The 17,680-nt window shown below is 69.8% G+C and carries 17 protein-coding genes and 3 tRNA genes; 10 read left to right on the top strand and 10 right to left on the bottom strand.

The window, feature by feature from the left end; all coding sequences use genetic code 11:
* Positions 1–24: 24 nt before the first annotated feature.
* Complete coding sequence (locus AB0M62_RS05265) at positions 25–1,533, top strand: N,N-dimethylformamidase beta subunit family domain-containing protein (protein ID WP_366072765.1); 1,509 nt, start codon at positions 25–27, stop codon at positions 1,531–1,533.
* Between the two features lie 115 nt (positions 1,534–1,648).
* Positions 1,649–2,548: a phosphoribosylaminoimidazolesuccinocarboxamide synthase gene (locus tag AB0M62_RS05260; RefSeq protein WP_366072763.1), complete on the top strand. Its 900-nt coding sequence runs from the start codon at positions 1,649–1,651 to the stop codon at positions 2,546–2,548.
* Between the two features lie 115 nt (positions 2,549–2,663).
* Here the strand turns inward: AB0M62_RS05260 and AB0M62_RS05255 are convergent.
* The 8 genes from AB0M62_RS05255 to AB0M62_RS05220 all read right to left on the bottom strand — a co-directional run bounded on the left by AB0M62_RS05255 (position 2,664) and on the right by AB0M62_RS05220 (position 7,199).
* A tRNA-Gly gene (locus AB0M62_RS05255) sits at positions 2,664–2,736 on the bottom strand.
* 22 nt (positions 2,737–2,758) lie between these two features.
* On the bottom strand, positions 2,759–3,391 hold the full coding sequence (locus tag AB0M62_RS05250; RefSeq protein ID WP_366072762.1) for a response regulator transcription factor: 633 nt from the start codon (positions 3,389–3,391) through the stop codon (positions 2,759–2,761).
* The gene (locus AB0M62_RS05245; RefSeq protein WP_366072761.1) at positions 3,388–4,659 is read right to left on the bottom strand and encodes a histidine kinase; all 1,272 of its coding nucleotides are present in this window, start codon (positions 4,657–4,659) and stop codon (positions 3,388–3,390) included. Before AB0M62_RS05245 ends, AB0M62_RS05250 begins: the two co-directional genes overlap by 4 nt.
* Positions 4,660–4,685: 26 nt before the next feature.
* Entirely contained in the window at positions 4,686–5,468 is a 783-nt protein-coding gene (locus tag AB0M62_RS05240; RefSeq protein WP_366072760.1) for an ABC transporter permease, read from the bottom strand.
* Positions 5,465–6,424 carry an ABC transporter ATP-binding protein gene (locus AB0M62_RS05235; RefSeq protein WP_366072759.1) on the bottom strand — a complete coding sequence of 320 codons (960 nt, stop codon included), beginning with the start codon at positions 6,422–6,424 and terminating at the stop codon, positions 5,465–5,467. The genes AB0M62_RS05240 and AB0M62_RS05235 overlap by 4 nt, the downstream gene beginning before the upstream one ends.
* A gap of 143 nt (positions 6,425–6,567) precedes the next feature.
* Positions 6,568–6,640: transfer RNA gene (locus AB0M62_RS05230), tRNA-Gly, on the bottom strand.
* A gap of 79 nt (positions 6,641–6,719) precedes the next feature.
* Positions 6,720–6,791, bottom strand: a tRNA-Gly gene (locus tag AB0M62_RS05225).
* 90 nt (positions 6,792–6,881) lie between these two features.
* Positions 6,882–7,199: an Lsr2 family protein gene (locus tag AB0M62_RS05220; RefSeq protein WP_366072758.1), complete on the bottom strand. Its 318-nt coding sequence runs from the start codon at positions 7,197–7,199 to the stop codon at positions 6,882–6,884.
* Positions 7,200–7,470: 271 nt separating this feature from the next.
* Between AB0M62_RS05220 and purS the strand changes: the two genes are divergently transcribed.
* The 8 genes from purS (at position 7,471) to purM (ending at position 15,919) form a co-directional block, all read left to right on the top strand.
* On the top strand, positions 7,471–7,716 hold the full coding sequence (purS, locus tag AB0M62_RS05215) for a phosphoribosylformylglycinamidine synthase subunit PurS (protein ID WP_254370817.1): 246 nt from the start codon (positions 7,471–7,473) through the stop codon (positions 7,714–7,716).
* Positions 7,713–8,393: a phosphoribosylformylglycinamidine synthase subunit PurQ gene (gene purQ / locus AB0M62_RS05210; RefSeq protein ID WP_366072757.1), complete on the top strand. Its 681-nt coding sequence runs from the start codon at positions 7,713–7,715 to the stop codon at positions 8,391–8,393. Before purS ends, purQ begins: the two co-directional genes overlap by 4 nt.
* Positions 8,393–10,642 carry a phosphoribosylformylglycinamidine synthase subunit PurL gene (gene purL, locus AB0M62_RS05205; RefSeq protein ID WP_366072756.1) on the top strand — a complete coding sequence of 750 codons (2,250 nt, stop codon included), beginning with the start codon at positions 8,393–8,395 and terminating at the stop codon, positions 10,640–10,642. The genes purQ and purL overlap by 1 nt, the downstream gene beginning before the upstream one ends.
* A 142-nt stretch (positions 10,643–10,784) precedes the next feature.
* Positions 10,785–11,276: a hypothetical protein gene (locus AB0M62_RS05200; RefSeq protein ID WP_366072755.1), complete on the top strand. Its 492-nt coding sequence runs from the start codon at positions 10,785–10,787 to the stop codon at positions 11,274–11,276.
* A 111-nt stretch (positions 11,277–11,387) separates the two neighbouring features.
* A complete protein-coding gene (locus AB0M62_RS05195) occupies positions 11,388–12,179 on the top strand; it encodes a sterol carrier family protein (RefSeq protein ID WP_366072754.1) in 792 nt (263 codons plus the stop codon).
* A 133-nt stretch (positions 12,180–12,312) separates the two neighbouring features.
* The gene (locus AB0M62_RS05190) at positions 12,313–13,122 is read left to right on the top strand and encodes an META domain-containing protein (RefSeq protein ID WP_366072753.1); all 810 of its coding nucleotides are present in this window, start codon (positions 12,313–12,315) and stop codon (positions 13,120–13,122) included.
* Positions 13,123–13,294: 172 nt separating this feature from the next.
* Positions 13,295–14,812, top strand: coding sequence for an amidophosphoribosyltransferase (gene purF, locus AB0M62_RS05185; protein ID WP_366072752.1), 1,518 nt, complete (start codon positions 13,295–13,297; stop codon positions 14,810–14,812).
* Between the two features lie 39 nt (positions 14,813–14,851).
* Positions 14,852–15,919 carry a phosphoribosylformylglycinamidine cyclo-ligase gene (purM, locus tag AB0M62_RS05180; protein ID WP_366072751.1) on the top strand — a complete coding sequence of 356 codons (1,068 nt, stop codon included), beginning with the start codon at positions 14,852–14,854 and terminating at the stop codon, positions 15,917–15,919.
* Positions 15,920–15,992: 73 nt separating this feature from the next.
* Here purM and AB0M62_RS05175 read toward each other — a convergent pair whose 3' ends face one another.
* Entirely contained in the window at positions 15,993–16,250 is a 258-nt protein-coding gene (locus AB0M62_RS05175; RefSeq protein ID WP_366072750.1) for a DUF3073 domain-containing protein, read from the bottom strand.
* Positions 16,251–16,536: 286 nt separating this feature from the next.
* Positions 16,537–17,631 (bottom strand): Glu/Leu/Phe/Val dehydrogenase dimerization domain-containing protein, encoded by a 1,095-nt coding sequence (locus AB0M62_RS05170; protein WP_366072749.1) that lies wholly within the window; start codon positions 17,629–17,631, stop codon positions 16,537–16,539.
* Between the last annotated feature and the right edge of the window lie 49 nt (positions 17,632–17,680).

The raw sequence follows: 17,680 nt of genomic DNA, 5'->3' as shown, positions 1-17,680 counted from the left end.
CACCGATCGAGGGAGGGGAGCGACATGAGCGCGGAACAGATCCGGCGATGGGAGTCGGGTGCCCTCGCGCACGCCGTCACCGACCCTTTCGGCCAGGGCCCTCTGCCGTGGCTGCGCGGCAGCGAGCACTACTTCGACGACACCGGTCAGGTCGTCCCCTGGTACGCCGAGCACGTCAGCGGACTCGTCACTGAGCAGGCCGAGCGTGCGGGCCGTAGAATCCCGCAGCCGCGCGCCGCCGGAGCCGGCCCCCGCACCGCCGACGACGTGCGCCGCCAGATCAAGGGCTTCGCGTCCACCGGGGCCGTCTCTCCCGGTGAGGCGATCGACTTCCACATCACCGTGGACCCGCCGCAGCAGTTCTCCGTGGACATCTACCGCATCGGCCACTACGGCGGCGACGGCGCGTCGAAGATCACCACCAGCCCCCGCCTCTCCGGCATCGTGCAACCGGCCCCCCTCACCGCCGACCGCACGGTCTCCTGCCACCACTGGTGGCTGTCCTGGCGGCTCCAGATCCCGTCGTACTGGAACATCGGCGCGTACGTCGCGGTGCTCACGACCGCAGACGGCTACCGCTCGCACATCCCGTTCACGGTGCGCGACGACCGTCCGGCCGACCTGCTCCTGCTGCTCCCGGACGTGACCTGGCAGGCGTACAACCTCTACCCCGAGGACGGCAGGACGGGCGCGAGCCTGTACCACGCCTGGGACGAGGGAGGGCGACTCCTCGGTGAGGAGGACGCGGCGGTCACGGTGTCCTTCGACCGTCCGTACGCGGGCGCCGGGCTCCCCCTGCATGTCGGGCACGCCTACGACTTCATCCGCTGGGCCGAGCGGTACGGGTACGACCTCGCGTACGCCGACACCCGTGACCTGCACGCGGGCCGGATCGACCACACCCGCTACCGCGGCCTGGTCTTCCCGGGCCACGACGAGTACTGGTCCGCACCCATGCGCCGCACGGCCGAGCTGGCCCGCGAGCACGGCACGTCCCTGGTCTTCCTCTCCGCCAACACCATGTACTGGCAGGTCGAGCTGGGCCCGTCGCCCTCCGGCGTCCCCGACCGCCTCCTCACCTGCCGCAAGAGGCGTGGCCCCGGTAAGGCGGCTCTCTGGCGCGACGTGGACCGGCCCGAGCAGCAGCTGCTGGGCATCCAGTACGCCGGGCGCGTCCCCGAGCCGCACCCGCTCGTCGTACGCAACGCCGGCCACTGGCTCTGGGAGGCGACCGGGGCGGCCGACGGTGAGGAGATCGACGGGCTGGTGGCGGGCGAGGCCGACCGCTACTTCCCGCGCACCGCGCTGCCCCGGCACGAGAGCCGGATACTGCTGGCCCACTCCCCGTACGAGGACGGCGACGGGGCGGTCCGGCACCAGGAGACCTCTCTCTACCGGGCGCCCAGCGGCGCGCTCGTCTTCGCGTCCGGCACCTTTGCCTGGTCCCCGGCGCTGGACCGCCCGGGCCATGTCGACGAGCGGATCCAGCGCGCGACCGCCAATCTCCTCGACCGCATCTGCAAGCGCGACTGACGCACGGGACGCACGCCCGACGCAGGCCCACCCGCCCCCGCGCGACCCTGACCGGGCCGCCGCTCACCGCATACGGGAGAATCGAGGCGATTGGACATAACCACGGGGAGGAACCGTGTCCGGATTCGTCGAAAAGCCCGAACCTCTCGAGGTGCCGGGCCTGGTACATCTGCACACCGGCAAGGTGCGCGACCTGTACCAGAACGAGGCGGGCGACCTCGTGATGGTCGCCAGTGACCGTATTTCCGCATACGACTGGGTGCTGCCGACCGAGATCCCCGACAAGGGCCGGGTCCTGACCCAGCTCTCGCAGTGGTGGTTCGACCAGCTCGCGGATCTCGTCACCAACCATGTCATCAGCACCGAGCTTCCCGCCGGGGCCCCCGCCGACTGGGCCGGCCGCACGCTGGTCTGCAAGTCGCTGCGGATGGTCCCGGTCGAGTGCGTCGCCCGCGGCTACCTCACCGGCTCCGGCCTCGCCGAGTACGAGGAGTCCCGCACGGTCTGCGGCCTTGCCCTCCCCGAGGGTCTGGTGGACGGCTCCGAGTTGCCGGCGCCGATCTTCACTCCCGCCACCAAGGCCGCCGTCGGTGACCACGACGAGAACGTGCCGTACGAGGAGGTCGCCCGTCAGGTCGGCGCGGAGACCGCCGCCCACCTGCGCCAGACGACGCTCGCCGTGTACAGCAGGGCCCGGGACATCGCCCGCGACCGCGGCATCATCCTCGCGGACACGAAGTTCGAGTTCGGCTTCGAGGGCGACCGGTTGATCCTCGCCGACGAGGTGCTGACCCCGGACTCGTCGCGCTTCTGGCCGGCGGCCACCTGGGAGCCGGGCCACGCGCAGCCTTCGTACGACAAGCAGTACGTACGCGACTGGCTGACCTCCCCCGCCTCCGGCTGGGACCGCCGGAGCGAGCAGCCGCCGCCCGCACTCCCGCAGGAGATCGTCGACGCGACCCGGGCCAAGTACCTGGAGGCGTACGAACTCCTCACCGGGATCCCCTGGTCCTAGCGGGGGCGTGCCCCAGTGGGTCCGCAGAGGCAGCAGGCAGACACGACGAAGCCCCCGGCCGTAATCGGCCGGGGGCTTCGTCGTGTCGTCGGAGCGACATCAAATTCACTTCAAGAGCGGACGACGAGATTCGAACTCGCGACCCTCACCTTGGCAAGGTGATGCTCTACCAACTGAGCCACGTCCGCATGCGCCGTAGCGCGGAAACCACTATACCCAACCCCGCTCGCGGGCGAGACGCACCGCCGTGTGCCGGTTTTCCGCCCCTACCTTGGACGCGGCCGATGAGAGGTAGTTCCGCACGGTCCCCTGGGAAAGCGCCGCCCGCTCGGCGATCTCCGCGATGGGCGCACCGTCCGCCGCCAGTTCCAGCACCTCGGCCTCGCGCGCGGTCAGCGGCGAGTCTCCGGCGCTGATCGCGTCAGCTGCCAACTCCGGGTCCACATAACGCCCTCCGGCGTGTACGGTGCGGATGATCTCGGCCAGCCGCTGCGCCGACACGGTCTTGGGGACAAACCCCCGCACTCCCACAGCGAGCGCCCGCTTCAGATGCCCGGGCCGGCCATGACCGGTGACGATCATGCAGCGGCACTCCGGCAGTTCGCGCCCCAGCGATGTGGCGACACTCACACCGTCGGCGCCCGGCATCTGCAGATCCAGCACCGCCACGTCCGGCCGGTGGGCCCGGCCCATCGCGAGCGCCTCCGGCCCGGAGGCGGCCTCGGCGACGACCACCAGATCGTCTTCGAGCCCGAGCAGTGCGGCGAGCGCGCCGCGGATGAGGTGCTCGTCGTCGGCGAGCAGTACGCGCACGGGGCGGCTGCCGCCCCTGTCCCTGGTCACGCTTCATCTCCTTGCCTCGCGCGGGGCGCCCTGCGCGTACCTCGGCGGTCGAAGGTCTGCGAGGGCAGTGGGACCGTCGCCGTCAGACGGAAGACCCCGTCGCCGGCCGGTCCCGCGTCCAGCGTGCCGTCCAGCGCGGTCAGCCGTTCCCGCAGTCCGGCGAGGCCGGAACCCGGGCGTGCGCCGGCCGTGACCGGGGCCCCGTCGTTCTCCACGACCAGGACGGCCGGCCCGTCGGCGGTCGTCAGTGAGATCGTGCACCGCCGCGCGTCGCCGTGCCGCAGCACATTTGTGGTGGCCTCACGCACCACCCAGCCGAGCGCCGACTGTGTACCGGCCGACAGGTCGCTGCCGGCCGGTACACAGTCGGACTCGACCGCGCATGCGATACCGGCGGCGGTCAACACCCCGCTCGCACCTTCCAGTTCGGCAGGCAGGTCGGCCTCGCGGTAGCCGCGTACGACGTCCCGTACCTCCCGCTGCGACTCCTGCGCGATCCGCTGCACCTCGATCATCTGCTCCACGGCCTCGGGCCGGTCGCGCCGCGCCAGCTGTACGGCGAGCTCGCTCTTCAGCGCGATCACCGCGAGGTTGCGGCCCATCACATCGTGCAGATCACGCCCGAAGCGCAGCCGCTCCTCCGCGACGGCCAACCGAGCCTGTAGTTCACGCGCCCTGTCCAGCTCCCATACGGCACGAAGCAGCCAGCCGGAGAAGCCGCAGGTGAAGGCGATCCCGACGCTCGCGCAGAAGACGCCCACGGCGTTTCCGGCCGCCTCGTTGCCGGGCAGCCCGACGGCGAGCGTGGCCGTGCCCGTCCCCGCCGCGGCTCCGACGAAGAGACACAGCATGTGCCGCACCCGGCGCAGCCCGAGTACGAGCGCCCCCACGCCGAAGGCGGAGAGACCGACGGTCAGGGTGGCCGCGACCGCGGTGTTCCGCAGCCCGTCCGCCGCCCGCAGCGAGAGCACCGCCAGGGTGGCAGTGCCGGAGAACACGGCCATCGCGACCAGCAGCCGCACAGGCCGCTTCCGTCTGCCGAGCGTCCAGTCCATGGCCCGCGAGCAGAGCACCGCGCACAGCACGGCGTGGACACAGACCAGCAGAAAGAGCGTGATGCCCGTCGGCCGGGGGACGCCCTGCATCACCGGTGCCAAGCCGATGGCCGTGACCTCGACGAGCGCGAAGGAGTGGAACGACCAGCGGGTGTACAACTCCACCTTGGCGGGATTGCTCTTCCCTACCCACCAGCCGGTGAGAATCGACATCGTCCTCTGCCCCCGTCGTCGCGCTGTCAGCGCCTGGGCTCCCAGCGGAACCACCGGCGTACAGCAAACACGGCGATCACGGTCCAGGCCACCGCGGTGAGGAAGCTGCCCAGCGTCTCGTACGTCCCGTCGCCGCCGGTCCACCCGCTCCGTACGAGTTCCACCACCGCCGTGAGCGGCAGGAGTTCGCAGACCGAAGCGATCTGCTCCGGCACGAGTTCGAGCGGTACGACCATCCCGGAGCACGCCATCGACACCACGAGCAGGGGCATGGTCGTCAGCTGCGCGGCCTCCGCCGTCTTGGTGAAGGCGGCAGTCGCCGCGGCAAGCGCGACCAGCATCACCGTGCCCGACGCCAGGCCCGCCAGGATCAGATGTGGTGCGCGCGGAGCGGCCACGTCCAGGACCACCGAGCAGCCGACCGCGAGCACCACGCATTGCGCCAGGCCGATGAGTACCAGCGGCAGCGAGGCACCGACCATGATCTCGTGGTCGTGCACCTCGCCGGTGCGCAGCCGCTTGAGGACGAGCTCCTCGCGTCGCGCGACGAATACGCCGACCAGGCCGCCGTAGACGGCGAACAGCATGGCGAATCCGATCGCACCGGGCAGCAGTACGGTGCCGACGGTGAGCCCGGTGTCCTCGAGGTCCATCTCCTCGACGGACGAGGAGATGGCGAAGGTCATCGCCGCCGGGAGGACCAGGGCACTGAAAAGCGTCACCCTGCTGCGGCCGAGCAGGGTCAGTTCGGCCCGGGCCAGGGCGGAAAGCCGTCCGCCCGCGGTCACCTCTGTACGTACCGTGCTCATCGGACAGCAGCCCCCTCGGTAGCCTTCGCCGTCTCCGTCGCTTCCCGCGCGATGTGCAGGAAGGCCTCCTCGAGTGACGCGGACCGCACATCGAGCCCGCGCAGCTCCACCCCCGCCTGCTCCGCCCACACCAGCAGGCCGGTCGCGGCCCGCTGCAGTTCCACGGTGCGCAGCCGCACCGTGCGGCCCGTCGTCTCGTGCCCCTGGACACCCAGGCGTTCCAGCGGCGGCAGGTCGCCGAGGAAGAAGCCCTCCGGCAACTCGAAGGAGATCTGTGAGGGCTGGGCGGCCACCACGTCCTTCACCCGGCCCTCGGCCGCGATCCGCCCCTCGTGCAGTATCGCCAGCCGGTCCGCGAGGTCCTCGGCCTCCTCCAGGTAGTGCGTGGTCAGCAGCACCGTCGTACCGCCGTCCCGCAGCGCACGCACCAGCTCCCACGTCTCGCGCCGGCCCTCGGCGTCCAGGCCCGTGGTCGGTTCGTCGAGGAACAGCACCTCGGGGCGGCCCAGCAGGGCCAGCGCGAGGTCCAGCCGCCGCTTCTCGCCGCCGGACAGCTGCTTGACGCGTACGCCGGCCCGCCCGGCGAGTCCGACGGCCTCCAGCGCCTCGCCGGCCGGCTGGGCCCCGCTCGTACAGCCCGCCCACATCCGCACGGTCTCCGCAACGGTCAGCTCGGACGGAAAGCCGCCCTCTTGAAGCATCACACCGGTGCGCGGACGCACCTGATCGCGTTCGTCGTACGGGTCGTGGCCGAGCACCCGTACGGTGCCGCCGCTCGGGCGGGCCAGCCCCTCCAGCAGCTCCACGGTGGAGGTCTTGCCGGCGCCGTTGGTGCCGAGCAGGGCGAAGAGTTCGCCGCGCGCCACGGAGAAGGAGATGTCACGGACGGCCTCGAAGCCGCCGGCGTAGCTGCGCCGGAGCCCCGCGACGTCGATCACGTACCTGTCGCTGTCCATGACTCAAGGTTTCCGCCGCCGGGTCCCGGTCGGCAGTGCGGGCTGTCATGAGTGCTCATGACAAATGTCATCGCTCGCGCCGCTAAGGGGCGCAGGCGCACGAAGAAGGCCCCGGTCGCAATGACCGAGGCCTTCTTCCTCTGAGCGGACGACGAGATTCGAACTCGCGACCCTCACCTTGGCAAGGTGATGCTCTACCAACTGAGCCACGTCCGCATGCTCCCGGCCAGCTCTCACTGGTCGGTGCTACCACCACTCTACCTGATCCACCTGAGTGGACGGTAAGGCGATGCAGAGCGGGTGACAGGAATTGCACACTGCGCCTTCCCCCTGGAAGGGGGATGTTCTGCTACTGAACTACACCCGCATGACTCCCGCGAGGTCCGGCCCTTCGGCCTCGCCCCTCGGCGTGCTCCAGACTCTAGCCGACCTCCGGGGGTGCAATGCAAGTCGGTTCTCAGTGAGCGGCGTTGTAGGCCTCGTAGACCGCCTTCGGGATCCGGCCGCGCGGCGGCACGTCGTACTGGTGCGAGCGGGCCCACGCGCGGACCACCGCCGGGTCGGGTGCGAGCGAGGTGAGCTTGTACGCCTTCCCCGACCGGGACTGCCTGCGGGCGGCCTCGACGTAGGGCGCGAGGCTCTTGCGCAGTTTCTTTGCATTGGCGAGATTGAGGTCGATCTCGTACGACTTCCCGTCGAGGCCGAAGACAACCGTTTCCGCCGCTTCTCCGCCATCGATGTCGTCGGAGAGCGTGACTACTACGCGCTGCGCCACGGATATCGGTCCCTTCGTGCGACTTCACCGCGTTGACGTGCGGCGATGTCGACTGTATGGCTGTTTCGGATCAATCCGTCTTTTCTGCGGATTCCTTTGTACAGCTAAAGCCATTGTCTCGTGAAGCCCATTTAATTACGTCAGCGTGTCCCCTCGCAATCGGGTCCGGGTGAATTTTTCCTGACGTCGGTCTGGATATCTACCCGCGTAGATTTTCGAGCCGGGTACTCTGAAGGAACCGCCTTCGCACCAAACCACCACGGGAGTGCCAGTGGCACGCGTCGTAGTCGACGTCATGCTCAAGCCGGAGATCCTCGACCCCCAGGGCCAGGCGGTGCAGCGTGCACTGCCGCGCCTGGGCTTCGAGGGAATCGCCGACGTCCGCCAGGGGAAGCGCTTCGAACTCGAGGTGGAGGGACCGGTCGACGAGACCGCCCTCGCCCGCATCCACGAGATGGCCGAAACGTTCCTCGCCAACACCGTCATCGAAGACTTCGTCGTCAAGGTGGAGTCGTGACCGCGCGCATCGGCGTCGTCACCTTCCCCGGCACACTCGACGACCGGGACAGCCTTCGTGCCGTCCGTAAGGCGGGCGCCGAGCCCGTCTCGCTGTGGCACCGCGACAAGGACCTCAAGCAGGTCGACGCGGTCGTCCTGGCCGGCGGCTTCAGTTACGGCGACTACCTGCGCGCCGGTTCCATCGCTCGCTTCTCACCGGTGATGGAGACCATCATCGAAGGCGCCCGGGCCGGAATGCCGGTTCTCGGGATCTGCAACGGCTTCCAGGTGCTGACCGAGTCGCACCTGCTGCCCGGCGCGATGCTCCGCAACAACCACCTGCACTTCGTCTGCCGCGACCAGAAGCTGCGGGTGGAGAACGCGGGAACCGCCTGGACCGCCGACTACTCGTCCGGCCAGGAGATCTCCGTACCGCTCAAGAACATCGACGGCCGGTACGTCGCCGACGAGCGCGTCCTCGACGAGCTCGAGGCCGAGGGCCGCGTCGCCTTCCGCTACCTGGACGGCAACCCCAACGGCTCCCTGCGTGACATCGCGGGCATCACCAACGCGGCGGGCAACATCGTGGGCCTCATGCCGCACCCCGAGCACGCGGTCGAGCCGCTGGTCGGTACGGGCCGTACCGACGGCCTCGGATTCTTCACCTCGATCCTCAAGAAGCTGGTCAACGTCTGATGAGCCTCGACACCGTCAAGCACGCCAACGAGACGCCCGACGTCGAGCAGCCCTGGTCCGAGCTCGGCCTCAAGGAGGACGAGTACGCGCGCATCCGGGAGATCCTCGGCCGCCGCCCGACCGGCGCCGAGCTCGCCATGTACTCCGTCATGTGGTCCGAGCACTGCTCGTACAAGAGCAGCAAGGTCCACCTCAAGCAGTTCGGCGAGAAGGCTCCCGCCAATGACGCGCTGCTCGTCGGCATCGGCGAGAACGCCGGTGTCGTCGACGTGGGCCAGGGTTACGCGGTCACCTTCAAGGTGGAGTCGCACAACCACCCCTCGTACATCGAGCCCTACCAGGGCGCGGCCACCGGCGTCGGCGGCATCGTCCGCGACATCCTCGCCATGGGCGCCCGTCCGGTCGCGGTCATGGACCCGCTGCGCTTCGGTGCGGCCGACCACCCCGACACCAAGCGCGTCCTGCCGGGCGTCGTCGCCGGCATCGGCGGCTACGGCAACTGCCTGGGCCTGCCGAACATCGGCGGCGAGGTCGTGTTCGACGAGTGCTACCAGGGAAACCCGCTCGTCAACGCGCTCTGTGTGGGCGTCATGAAGCACGAGGACATCCACCTCGCGAAGGCTTCCGGCGCCGGCAACAAGGTCATCCTGTACGGCGCCCGCACGGGCGGCGACGGCATCGGCGGTGTCTCGGTGCTGGCCTCGGAAACCTTCGAGTCGACCGGTCCGGCCAAGCGCCCCGCCGTGCAGGTCGGTGACCCCTTCCAGGAGAAGCTCCTCATCGAGTGCACCCTGGAGATCTTCCGCCAGGACCTGGTCGCCGGTATCCAGGACCTCGGCGGCGCCGGCCTTTCCTGCGCCACGTCCGAGCTCGCCTCGGCCGGTTCCGGCGGCATGCGCGTCGAACTCGACACCGTGCCGCTGCGGGACTCCTCCCTCTCGCCCGAGGAAATCCTCATGAGCGAGTCGCAGGAGCGCATGTGCGCGATCGTCGAGCCGGAGAAGGTCGAGCGATTCCTGGAGATCTGCGAGAAGTGGGACGTCATCGCCACGGTCATCGGTGAGGTGACCGAGGGCTCCCGCCTGGAGATCTTCTGGCACGGCGAGCAGATCGTGGACGTACCCCCGCGGTCCGTGGCGCACGAGGGCCCGACGTACAACCGGCCCTTCGCCCGCCCCGACTGGCAGGACGCCCTCCAGGCCGACGACGCCAACAAGCTCCCACGCCCCGCGACGTCCGCGGAACTGCGCGAGCAGGTCCTGGCTCTGGTCAGCTCCCCGAACCAGGCCGCCAAGTCCTGGATCACGGACCAGTACGACCGCTTCGTGCAGGGCAACACGGTCCTGTCCCAGCCCGAGGACTCGGGCATGATCCGGATCGACGAGGAGTCGAACCTCGGTGTCGCCGTCTCCACGGACGGCAACGGCCGGTACGCGAAGCTGGACCCGTACACCGGCGCGCAGCTGGCGCTCGCCGAGTCGTACCGCAACGTCGCCGCCACCGGAGCCAAGCCGCTCGCCATCTCCGACTGCCTGAACTTCGGTTCGCCCGAGGACCCGGCTGTCATGTGGCAGTTCGCCGAGGCCTGCCGGGGCCTCGCCGACGGGTGCCTGGAGCTGGGCACGCCGGTCACCGGCGGCAACGTCTCGCTGTACAACCAGACCGGTGATACCGCGATCCACCCGACGCCGGTCGTGGCTGTGCTCGGGGTCATCGACGACGTCAACCGCCGTACGCCGATGGCGTTCGCGGAGGAGGGCCAGCTGCTGTACATCCTCGGCGACACCCACGAGGAGCTCGGCGGCTCGGCCTGGTCGCAGGTCGTGCACGACCACCTCGGCGGGCTGCCCCCCAAGGTGGACCTGGGCCGCGAGAAGCTGCTCGCCGAGATCCTGATCTCGGCCTCCCGGGACGGCATGATCGATGCTGCTCACGATCTGTCGGACGGCGGCGTGATCCAGGCCGTCGTGGAGTCGTGCCTGCGCGGCGGCAAGGGCGCCCGACTGATCGCACCCGACGGGCTCGACCCGTTCGTGTTCCTCTTCTCCGAGTCGGCGGGCCGGGCGGTCGTCGCCGTTCCGCGCAGCGAGGAGCTCCGCTTCACCGACATGTGCGGCGCGCGCGGCCTGCCCGCGACGCGGATCGGCGTCGTGGACGGCGAGGAGATCGAGATCCAGGGCGAGTTCAGCATCCCGCTGAGCGAACTCCGCGCGGCCCACGAGGGAACGATCCCGGCCCTGCTGGCCTGATCGCTCCGGTACGGCTTCCGTACGAATCGCGGCCCCGCCCATCCGATGGGCGGGGCCGCGGTGTTGTCTGCGGTGCTGTCCGCGAGTTGTCGGACGCCGCAAGGAGACTGACGGATCCAGGCGTTCCGCGGATACTGCGTTGGTGACTCTCGCTCCGCTCGTACCGATACCTCCCGGCCACGGCCCCGACGCCCTCCCCTGGGACACCCGGCAGGCCGCTCGCTGGCGGGCCGCCGGTCTGCCCGCGTGGTCGGCTCCACGGCTGGTCGCGTGGGTGCTGGCCGTGGCGACCGCTGTTGCCATCGGCCTTCTCGCCACCGCCGACACCGGGCCGGTGTGCACGGAGGCCGACCCCTGTGGCAGCACATGGGGCGGGTTCGCGATGGCCGTACTGATGCTGGTGGTGCCGTACTGGTGCCTGCGGCTGCCGGATGCCGGGGCCGGAAAGCCGCTGAGCGTGCTGCGCTGCACCTGGGTGCCGCGAGAGTCCCTGTCCCTCGCGGGGCCGCCGGACAGCCGCCCGGGCGTGTGGGACGGTACGGGGCAGCCCGCTTCGTCCGGTGTGCTGTACGGCCCGGTGCACGAGGGCGCCGACTCGCCCTGCTCACCGGTCTGCCCGGCGGCGGCGCACTGATCCACGCCGCGACCGCCGTCGTGCCCGCGTGACAAAAAGTGTCTTCCGGCTTGTGCCGGGCCGTCCGGCCCGATCCGGAAGACGCCCCCCGACCCCGATAACCTCGATCCCATGCCTCCCGCCAAGAAGCGCACCCGGAGTTACGACCCGGCCAAGGTCCGTGCGGCTGTGACGGCCCAGTTCGAACTGGTCCGCGCTGCGGTCAACAGCCTGGGCGCCGAGCAGCTGGCCCGGCCCACCCGGCTCGGCGACTGGACCGTGCGCGATCTGGCGGCTCACCTCGCCATGGCCGTCGACGTCATCAGCCGGAATCTCGACCTGCCCGCGCCGCCCGAGCAGGAAGTCGGGTTGCTGGACTGGCCGTTCGCGACCGCCGCACTTGCCGGGAGGATCGACGAGGACACCAGGGCCGTCGCCGCGAGCGCCGAACCGGGCGAGCTGTTCGCGCGTACGGCCGCCCGGCTCGCCGAGCGCCTTCCCCCCGCCCCGGACGGCCGGCTGCTGCGGGCCCGCGTCGGCGCCATGACACTGGGGGACTTCCTGGTCACCCGTACCGTCGAACTCGTTGTCCACACGGATGACTTGAACGAAGCCACCGGCCTGGACATCCCGTACGACCGCCAGGCCCTCGCCATCTGCACCCGCCTCCTCGCAGACGCCCTCGCCCGGAAGGCTCCTGGCGGATCGGTCGAGGTGCGCGTCCCCCCATACGCGGTCGTGCAGTGCGTGGAAGGACCCCGGCATACCCGCGGGACCCCGCCCAATGTCGTCGAGGCCGACGCGCTCACCTGGATCCGGCTGGCCACGGGGCGTACGGGGTGGCGGCAAGCGGTCGAGGCCGCGGCCGTCAGGGCGAGCGGCGAGCGCGCGGACCTGTCGGGGCTGCTGCCGATCCTCGGCTGACCACCGGCTGCTCACTCCCGGCGAGCCCGGAGCCGAGCCCGGTGCCCGGCACGTGCACGTGCACGTGCGTGACGGAACCGGATGGAACCAGAAACCCCACCGGCACCGTCCCAGTGCCATGCAGAAACTCCGTATGACCACCTCTGTCCTGGCCCTCCTCACCCTCGCCGCCTGCGGCACGGAAACCGGTGCCGGTGACGATGGCGGTTCCTCCGTCGACACGGCGCTGCCGGTCACCGGGGTCAAGTGGACGGTCGACACCCTGACCGTGAACGGCAAGCAGGCGAAGGCTCCCGCCGGCGCCCATGTCGAGATCGACGCCAAAGGCCGCGCCTCCGGCAACTTCGGCTGCAACCAGTTCGGCGCCGACGTCACGGTCAAGGGCGACTCGATCACGGTCGGCCCCGGCCAGTCCACGGAGATGGGCTGCGAGAAGGACTTGCAGAAGTTCGAGACGGCGCTGTCGCGTGCCTTCGCCGGTGAGCTGAAGGCGAAGCTCGCGGGCGACCGGCTCACCCTGACGACTCCGCAGGGCGACACCATCGCGCTCACCTCGAAGCCGGAACGTCCCGCGCAGCTGGTCGGCCCCGAGTGGGCCGTCGACTCGCTTCTCGACGGCGGTACCGCCTCCTCCCTCCCCGCCGAGATGACGGGCAAGGCGCAGCTCACCTTCGGCAAGGACGGAACCGTCCGCGGAAACCTCGGGTGCAACAACGTCTCCGGCAAGGCGACCGTCGACGGCTCGACGATCATCTTCGGCAGCCTCGCGAGCACGCGGAAGATGTGCCCGGCCCCGGTGATGGAGACCGAGCAGGCCCTCCACCACGTCCTGAAGGGCAAGGCGGCCTACAAGATCGACGGCCGCACCCTGTCCCTCACCGCCGCCGACGGAAAGGGACTGAGCGCGACCGCGATCGAGGCGGAGCCGAGGCCGCGCAAGTAGCCGCCGTACGGGACGTCGTCGCTGTGCGGGGCGTACCGGCCTCCCACGGGACGTGGTCAGCCGCCGTACGGGAGGAGCCCGGCGGTCACCCTCTGTGCGCTCCGGGCGGACGTTGCGTACGCCCGGGGTCCCCAATTCGGACCAGTGGTCGATCTCGCCTACACTCGGAGGCGTGCCTCGTGGTGATGGACGACTCAACCACGACCTGCTCCCCGGTGAGAAGGGCCCCCAGGACGCTTGCGGCGTCTTCGGTGTCTGGGCTCCGGGCGAAGAGGTCGCCAAGCTCACCTATTTCGGACTGTATGCCCTGCAGCACCGTGGACAGGAGTCCGCGGGCATCGCAGTGAGCAACGGGTCCCAGATCCTGGTTTTCAAGGACATGGGCCTGGTCTCACAAGTCTTCGACGAAACATCTCTCGGCTCCCTCCAGGGCCACATCGCGGTCGGCCATGCCCGCTACTCCACCACCGGAGCCTCGGTGTGGGAGAACGCGCAGCCCACCTTCCGCGCGACGGCCCACGGCTCGATCGCCCTGGGTCACAACGGCAACCTGGTGAACACCGCCGAGCTGGCCGAGATGGTCGCCGACCTGCCTCGCCAGGACGGCCGGGCCACGCAGGTCGCCGCGACCAACGACACCGATCTGGTGACCGCGCTCCTCGCGGGCCAGACCGATGACGACGGCAAGCCCCTCACCATCGAGGAAGCGGCCACCAAGGTCCTGCCCAAGGTGCAGGGCGCGTTCTCCCTCGTCTTCATGGACGAGGGCACGCTGTACGCCGCCCGCGACCCGCAGGGCATCCGTCCGCTGGTCCTCGGTCGGCTCGAGCGTGGCTGGGTGATCGCGAGTGAGACCGCCGCCCTCGACATCTGCGGCGCGAGCTTCGTCCGCGAGGTCGAGCCGGGTGAGCTGATCGCCGTCGACGAGAACGGCCTGCGCACTTCCCGCTTCGCGGAAGCGAAGCCCAAGGGCTGCGTCTTCGAGTATGTCTACCTGGCCCGCCCGGACACCGACATCGCCGGCCGGAACGTGTACCTCTCCCGTGTGGAGATGGGCCGCCGACTGGCCAAGGAAGCCCCGGCCGAGGCCGACCTGGTGATAGCCACGCCGGAGTCCGGTACTCCCGCAGCGGTCGGTTACGCGGAGGCCAGCGGCATTCCGTACGGCGTCGGACTGGTCAAGAACGCCTATGTCGGCCGGACCTTCATCCAGCCCTCGCAGACGATCCGGCAGCTCGGGATCCGCCTCAAGCTCAACCCGCTCAAGGAAGTCATCCGCGGCAAGCGCCTCGTGGTCGTCGACGACTCGATCGTCCGCGGCAACACCCAGCGCGCCCTGGTGAAGATGCTCCGCGAGGCGGGCGCGGCGGAGGTCCACATCCGGATCTCCTCCCCGCCGGTGAAGTGGCCCTGCTTCTTCGGCATCGACTTCGCCACCCGGGCGGAGCTGATCGCGAACGGCATGTCGATCGACGAGATCGGCAAGTCGCTGGGTGCCGACTCCCTCTCGTACATCTCGCTCGACGGCATGATCGAGGCGACCACGATCGCCAAGCCGAACCTCTGCCGAGCCTGCTTCGACGGCGAGTACCCGATGGATCTGCCCGACCCCGAACTGCTGGGCAAGCAGCTTCTGGAGACCGAGCTGGCGGGCGGCGCGGATGCTGCCGACGCGCTCCGTCGTCCGTGACCCAAGGCTCCGTTCAACCAACCCGAAAGATCCCAGGCAATGTCTGAGACCACTGGTGCTTCCTACGCGGCTGCGGGCGTCGACATCGAGGCGGGCGACCGCGCCGTCGAGCTGATGAAGGAGTGGGTGAAGAAGACGCAGCGCCCCGAGGTTCTCGGCGGCCTCGGCGGCTTCGCCGGCCTCTTCGACGCCTCCGCCCTCAAGCGCTACGAGCGTCCGCTGCTCGCCTCGGCCACCGACGGCGTCGGTACGAAGGTGGACCTAGCCCGCAAGATGGGCGTGTACGACTCCATCGGCCACGACCTGGTCGGCATGGTCGTCGACGACCTGGTCGTCTGCGGCGCCGAGCCGCTGTTCATGACCGACTACATCTGCGTCGGCAAGGTGCATCCCGAGCGCGTCGCCGCGATCGTGAAGGGCATCGCCGAGGGCTGTGTACTGGCCGGCTGCGCCCTGGTCGGCGGCGAGACGGCCGAGCACCCGGGTCTGCTGGGTCCGGACGACTTCGATGTGGCCGGTGCCGGCACTGGCGTGGTGGAGGCCGACCAGCTGCTCGGTGCGGACCGTATCCGTACGGGTGACGCAGTGATTGCCATGGCGTCCTCCGGACTTCACTCGAACGGGTACTCGCTGGTCAGGCATGTGGTCTTCGACCGGGCCGGCTGGGCACTCGACCGCGAGGTCGAGGAGTTCGGCCGGACCCTCGGCGAGGAGCTGCTGGAGCCCACCAAGATCTACTCGCTGGACTGCCTGGCGCTGACCCGTACGACCGAGGTGCACGCCTTCTCGCACGTCACCGGCGGCGGTCTGGCCAACAACCTCGCCCGGGTGATCCCGGACCACCTGCACGCCATGGTGGACCGCTCGACGTGGACCCCGGGTGCGGTCTTCGACCTGGTCGGGAAGGCCGGTCAGGTCGAGCGGCTGGAACTGGAGAAGACGCTCAACATGGGCGTGGGCATGATCGCCGTGGTCCCCGAGGACTCGGTGGACGTGGCGCTGACCACCCTGGCCGACCGCGGCGTGGACGCCTGGGTCGCCGGAGAGATCACCGAGCGCGGCGACTACGCCTCGGGTGCGACGCTCACGAACGACTACGCCGAGTAAGGCCGCGAGGCAGCACAGAACCCGGTCCGGGGCGAGCCCCGGACCGGGTCAGGTGATGAAGCTATGTGCAGAGTCAAGCGCCGCGACGCTGCGATGACGGACCGGACTCCTCGGCGGAGTCGTCGTCATCATCATCGTTGTACAGATCCGCGTACTGGGCGTACGGGTCGTCTTCCTCGTCGTCGTCCTCGAACGGCTCGCCGTTAGGCGGCTGGCTCGAAGTCGAAGCGCCCAGCTCGTTGGCCAGACGCGAGAGGTCAGTCCCGCCGCTGTTGTACTTCAGCTGGCGGGCGACCTTTGTCTGCTTGGCCTTGGCCCGGCCGCGCCCCATGGCTCGACCCCCTCGGTGACGGGGCTCGACGGCCCCAGAGTCTTGACACGCGTTCATGAGTCGGAACGGACTCTCGGGGAGAGACCGGTCCGTAGAGCTTCAACGGTACCTGCTTCCGCGGCCATACGGTACGCCGCCCGCATGACGTGCCTCGGTGCAGGACCAGCAAGACGCCCCGTACTCGCTGGTCAGCTGCGATTTTAACCTCTTCTTCAGGGTCGACCCGCCGAAGGGCAGTGAGCCATCTCTCGCCGCCCCCCGGCGGGCCCCCTCATCAGGCGTTACGTCAGCGTGCCGCGCGGGCCTCGGCCATGCGCTGTTCGGCGATCCGGTCGGCCGCGGCGGCCGGCGGGATGCCGTCGGTCTTCGCGCGAGCGAATATGGCCAGCGTGGTGTCGAAAATCTTCGCGGCCTTCGCCTTGCACCGGTCGAAGTCGAAGCCGTGCAGCTCGTCCGCGACCTGGATCACACCGCCGGCGTTCACCACGTAGTCCGGTGCGTAGAGAATCCCTCGGTCCGCGAGGTCCTTCTCCACGCCGGGGTGCGCGAGCTGGTTGTTGGCCGCGCCGCAGACCACCGTGGCCGTGAGGGCGGGGACGCTGTGGTCGTTCAGGGCGCCGCCGAGCGCGCACGGGGCGTAGATGTCGAGCCCCTCGGTCCGGATCAGTGCGGCCGTGTCGGCGACCGCCATCACGGCCGGGTTGCCGGGGTGCTTGTCGAGGATCCGCTGCACCGATTCGGCGCGTACGTCCGTGATCACGACCTCGGCGCCGTCCGCCAGCAGGTGCTCGACGAGGTGGTGGCCCACCTTGCCGACGCCCGCGACGCCGACCTTGCGGCCGCGCAGGGTCGGGTCGCCCCACAGGTGCTGGGCGCTCGCTCGCATGCCCTGGAAGACACCGAAGGCCGTGAGTACGGAGGAGTCGCCCGCGCCGCCGTTCTCGGGGGAGCGGCCGGTCGCCCAGCGGGTCTCGCGGGCGACGACGTCCATGTCCGCCACGTAGGTGCCGACGTCGCACGCGGTGACGTAGCGGCCACCGAGGGAGTCCACGAACCGGCCGTAGGCGAGCAGCAGCGCTTCACTCTTGAGAGTGTCCGGGTCACCGATGATCACGGCCTTGCCGCCACCGTGGTCGAGCCCGGCCATGGCGTTCTTGTACGACATGCCGCGGGCGAGGTTGAGCGCGTCCAGGACAGCCTCCTCGTCGGAGGCGTACGCATGGAAGCGGGTGCCGCCCAGGGCGGGGCCCAGAGCGGTCGAGTGGAGGGCGATGACGGCCTTGAGGCCGCTGGCACGGTCCTGGCAGAGCACGACTTGTTCGTGGCCCCCCTGCTCCGATCGGAACAGGGTGTGCAGGACGCCGTCGGTTACGTCGGTCACGGTGGTGACTCCCAGGTAAGAGAAGCGGCGGGGACGCCCTCCCTGCGGG

This window comes from Streptomyces sp. NPDC051219, from assembly GCF_040682335.1.
Classification (GTDB): Bacteria; Actinomycetota; Actinomycetes; order Streptomycetales; family Streptomycetaceae; genus Streptomyces.
The sequence above is the reverse complement of the archived record's forward strand: the minus strand, read 5'-3'. Positions and strand labels throughout refer to the sequence as shown.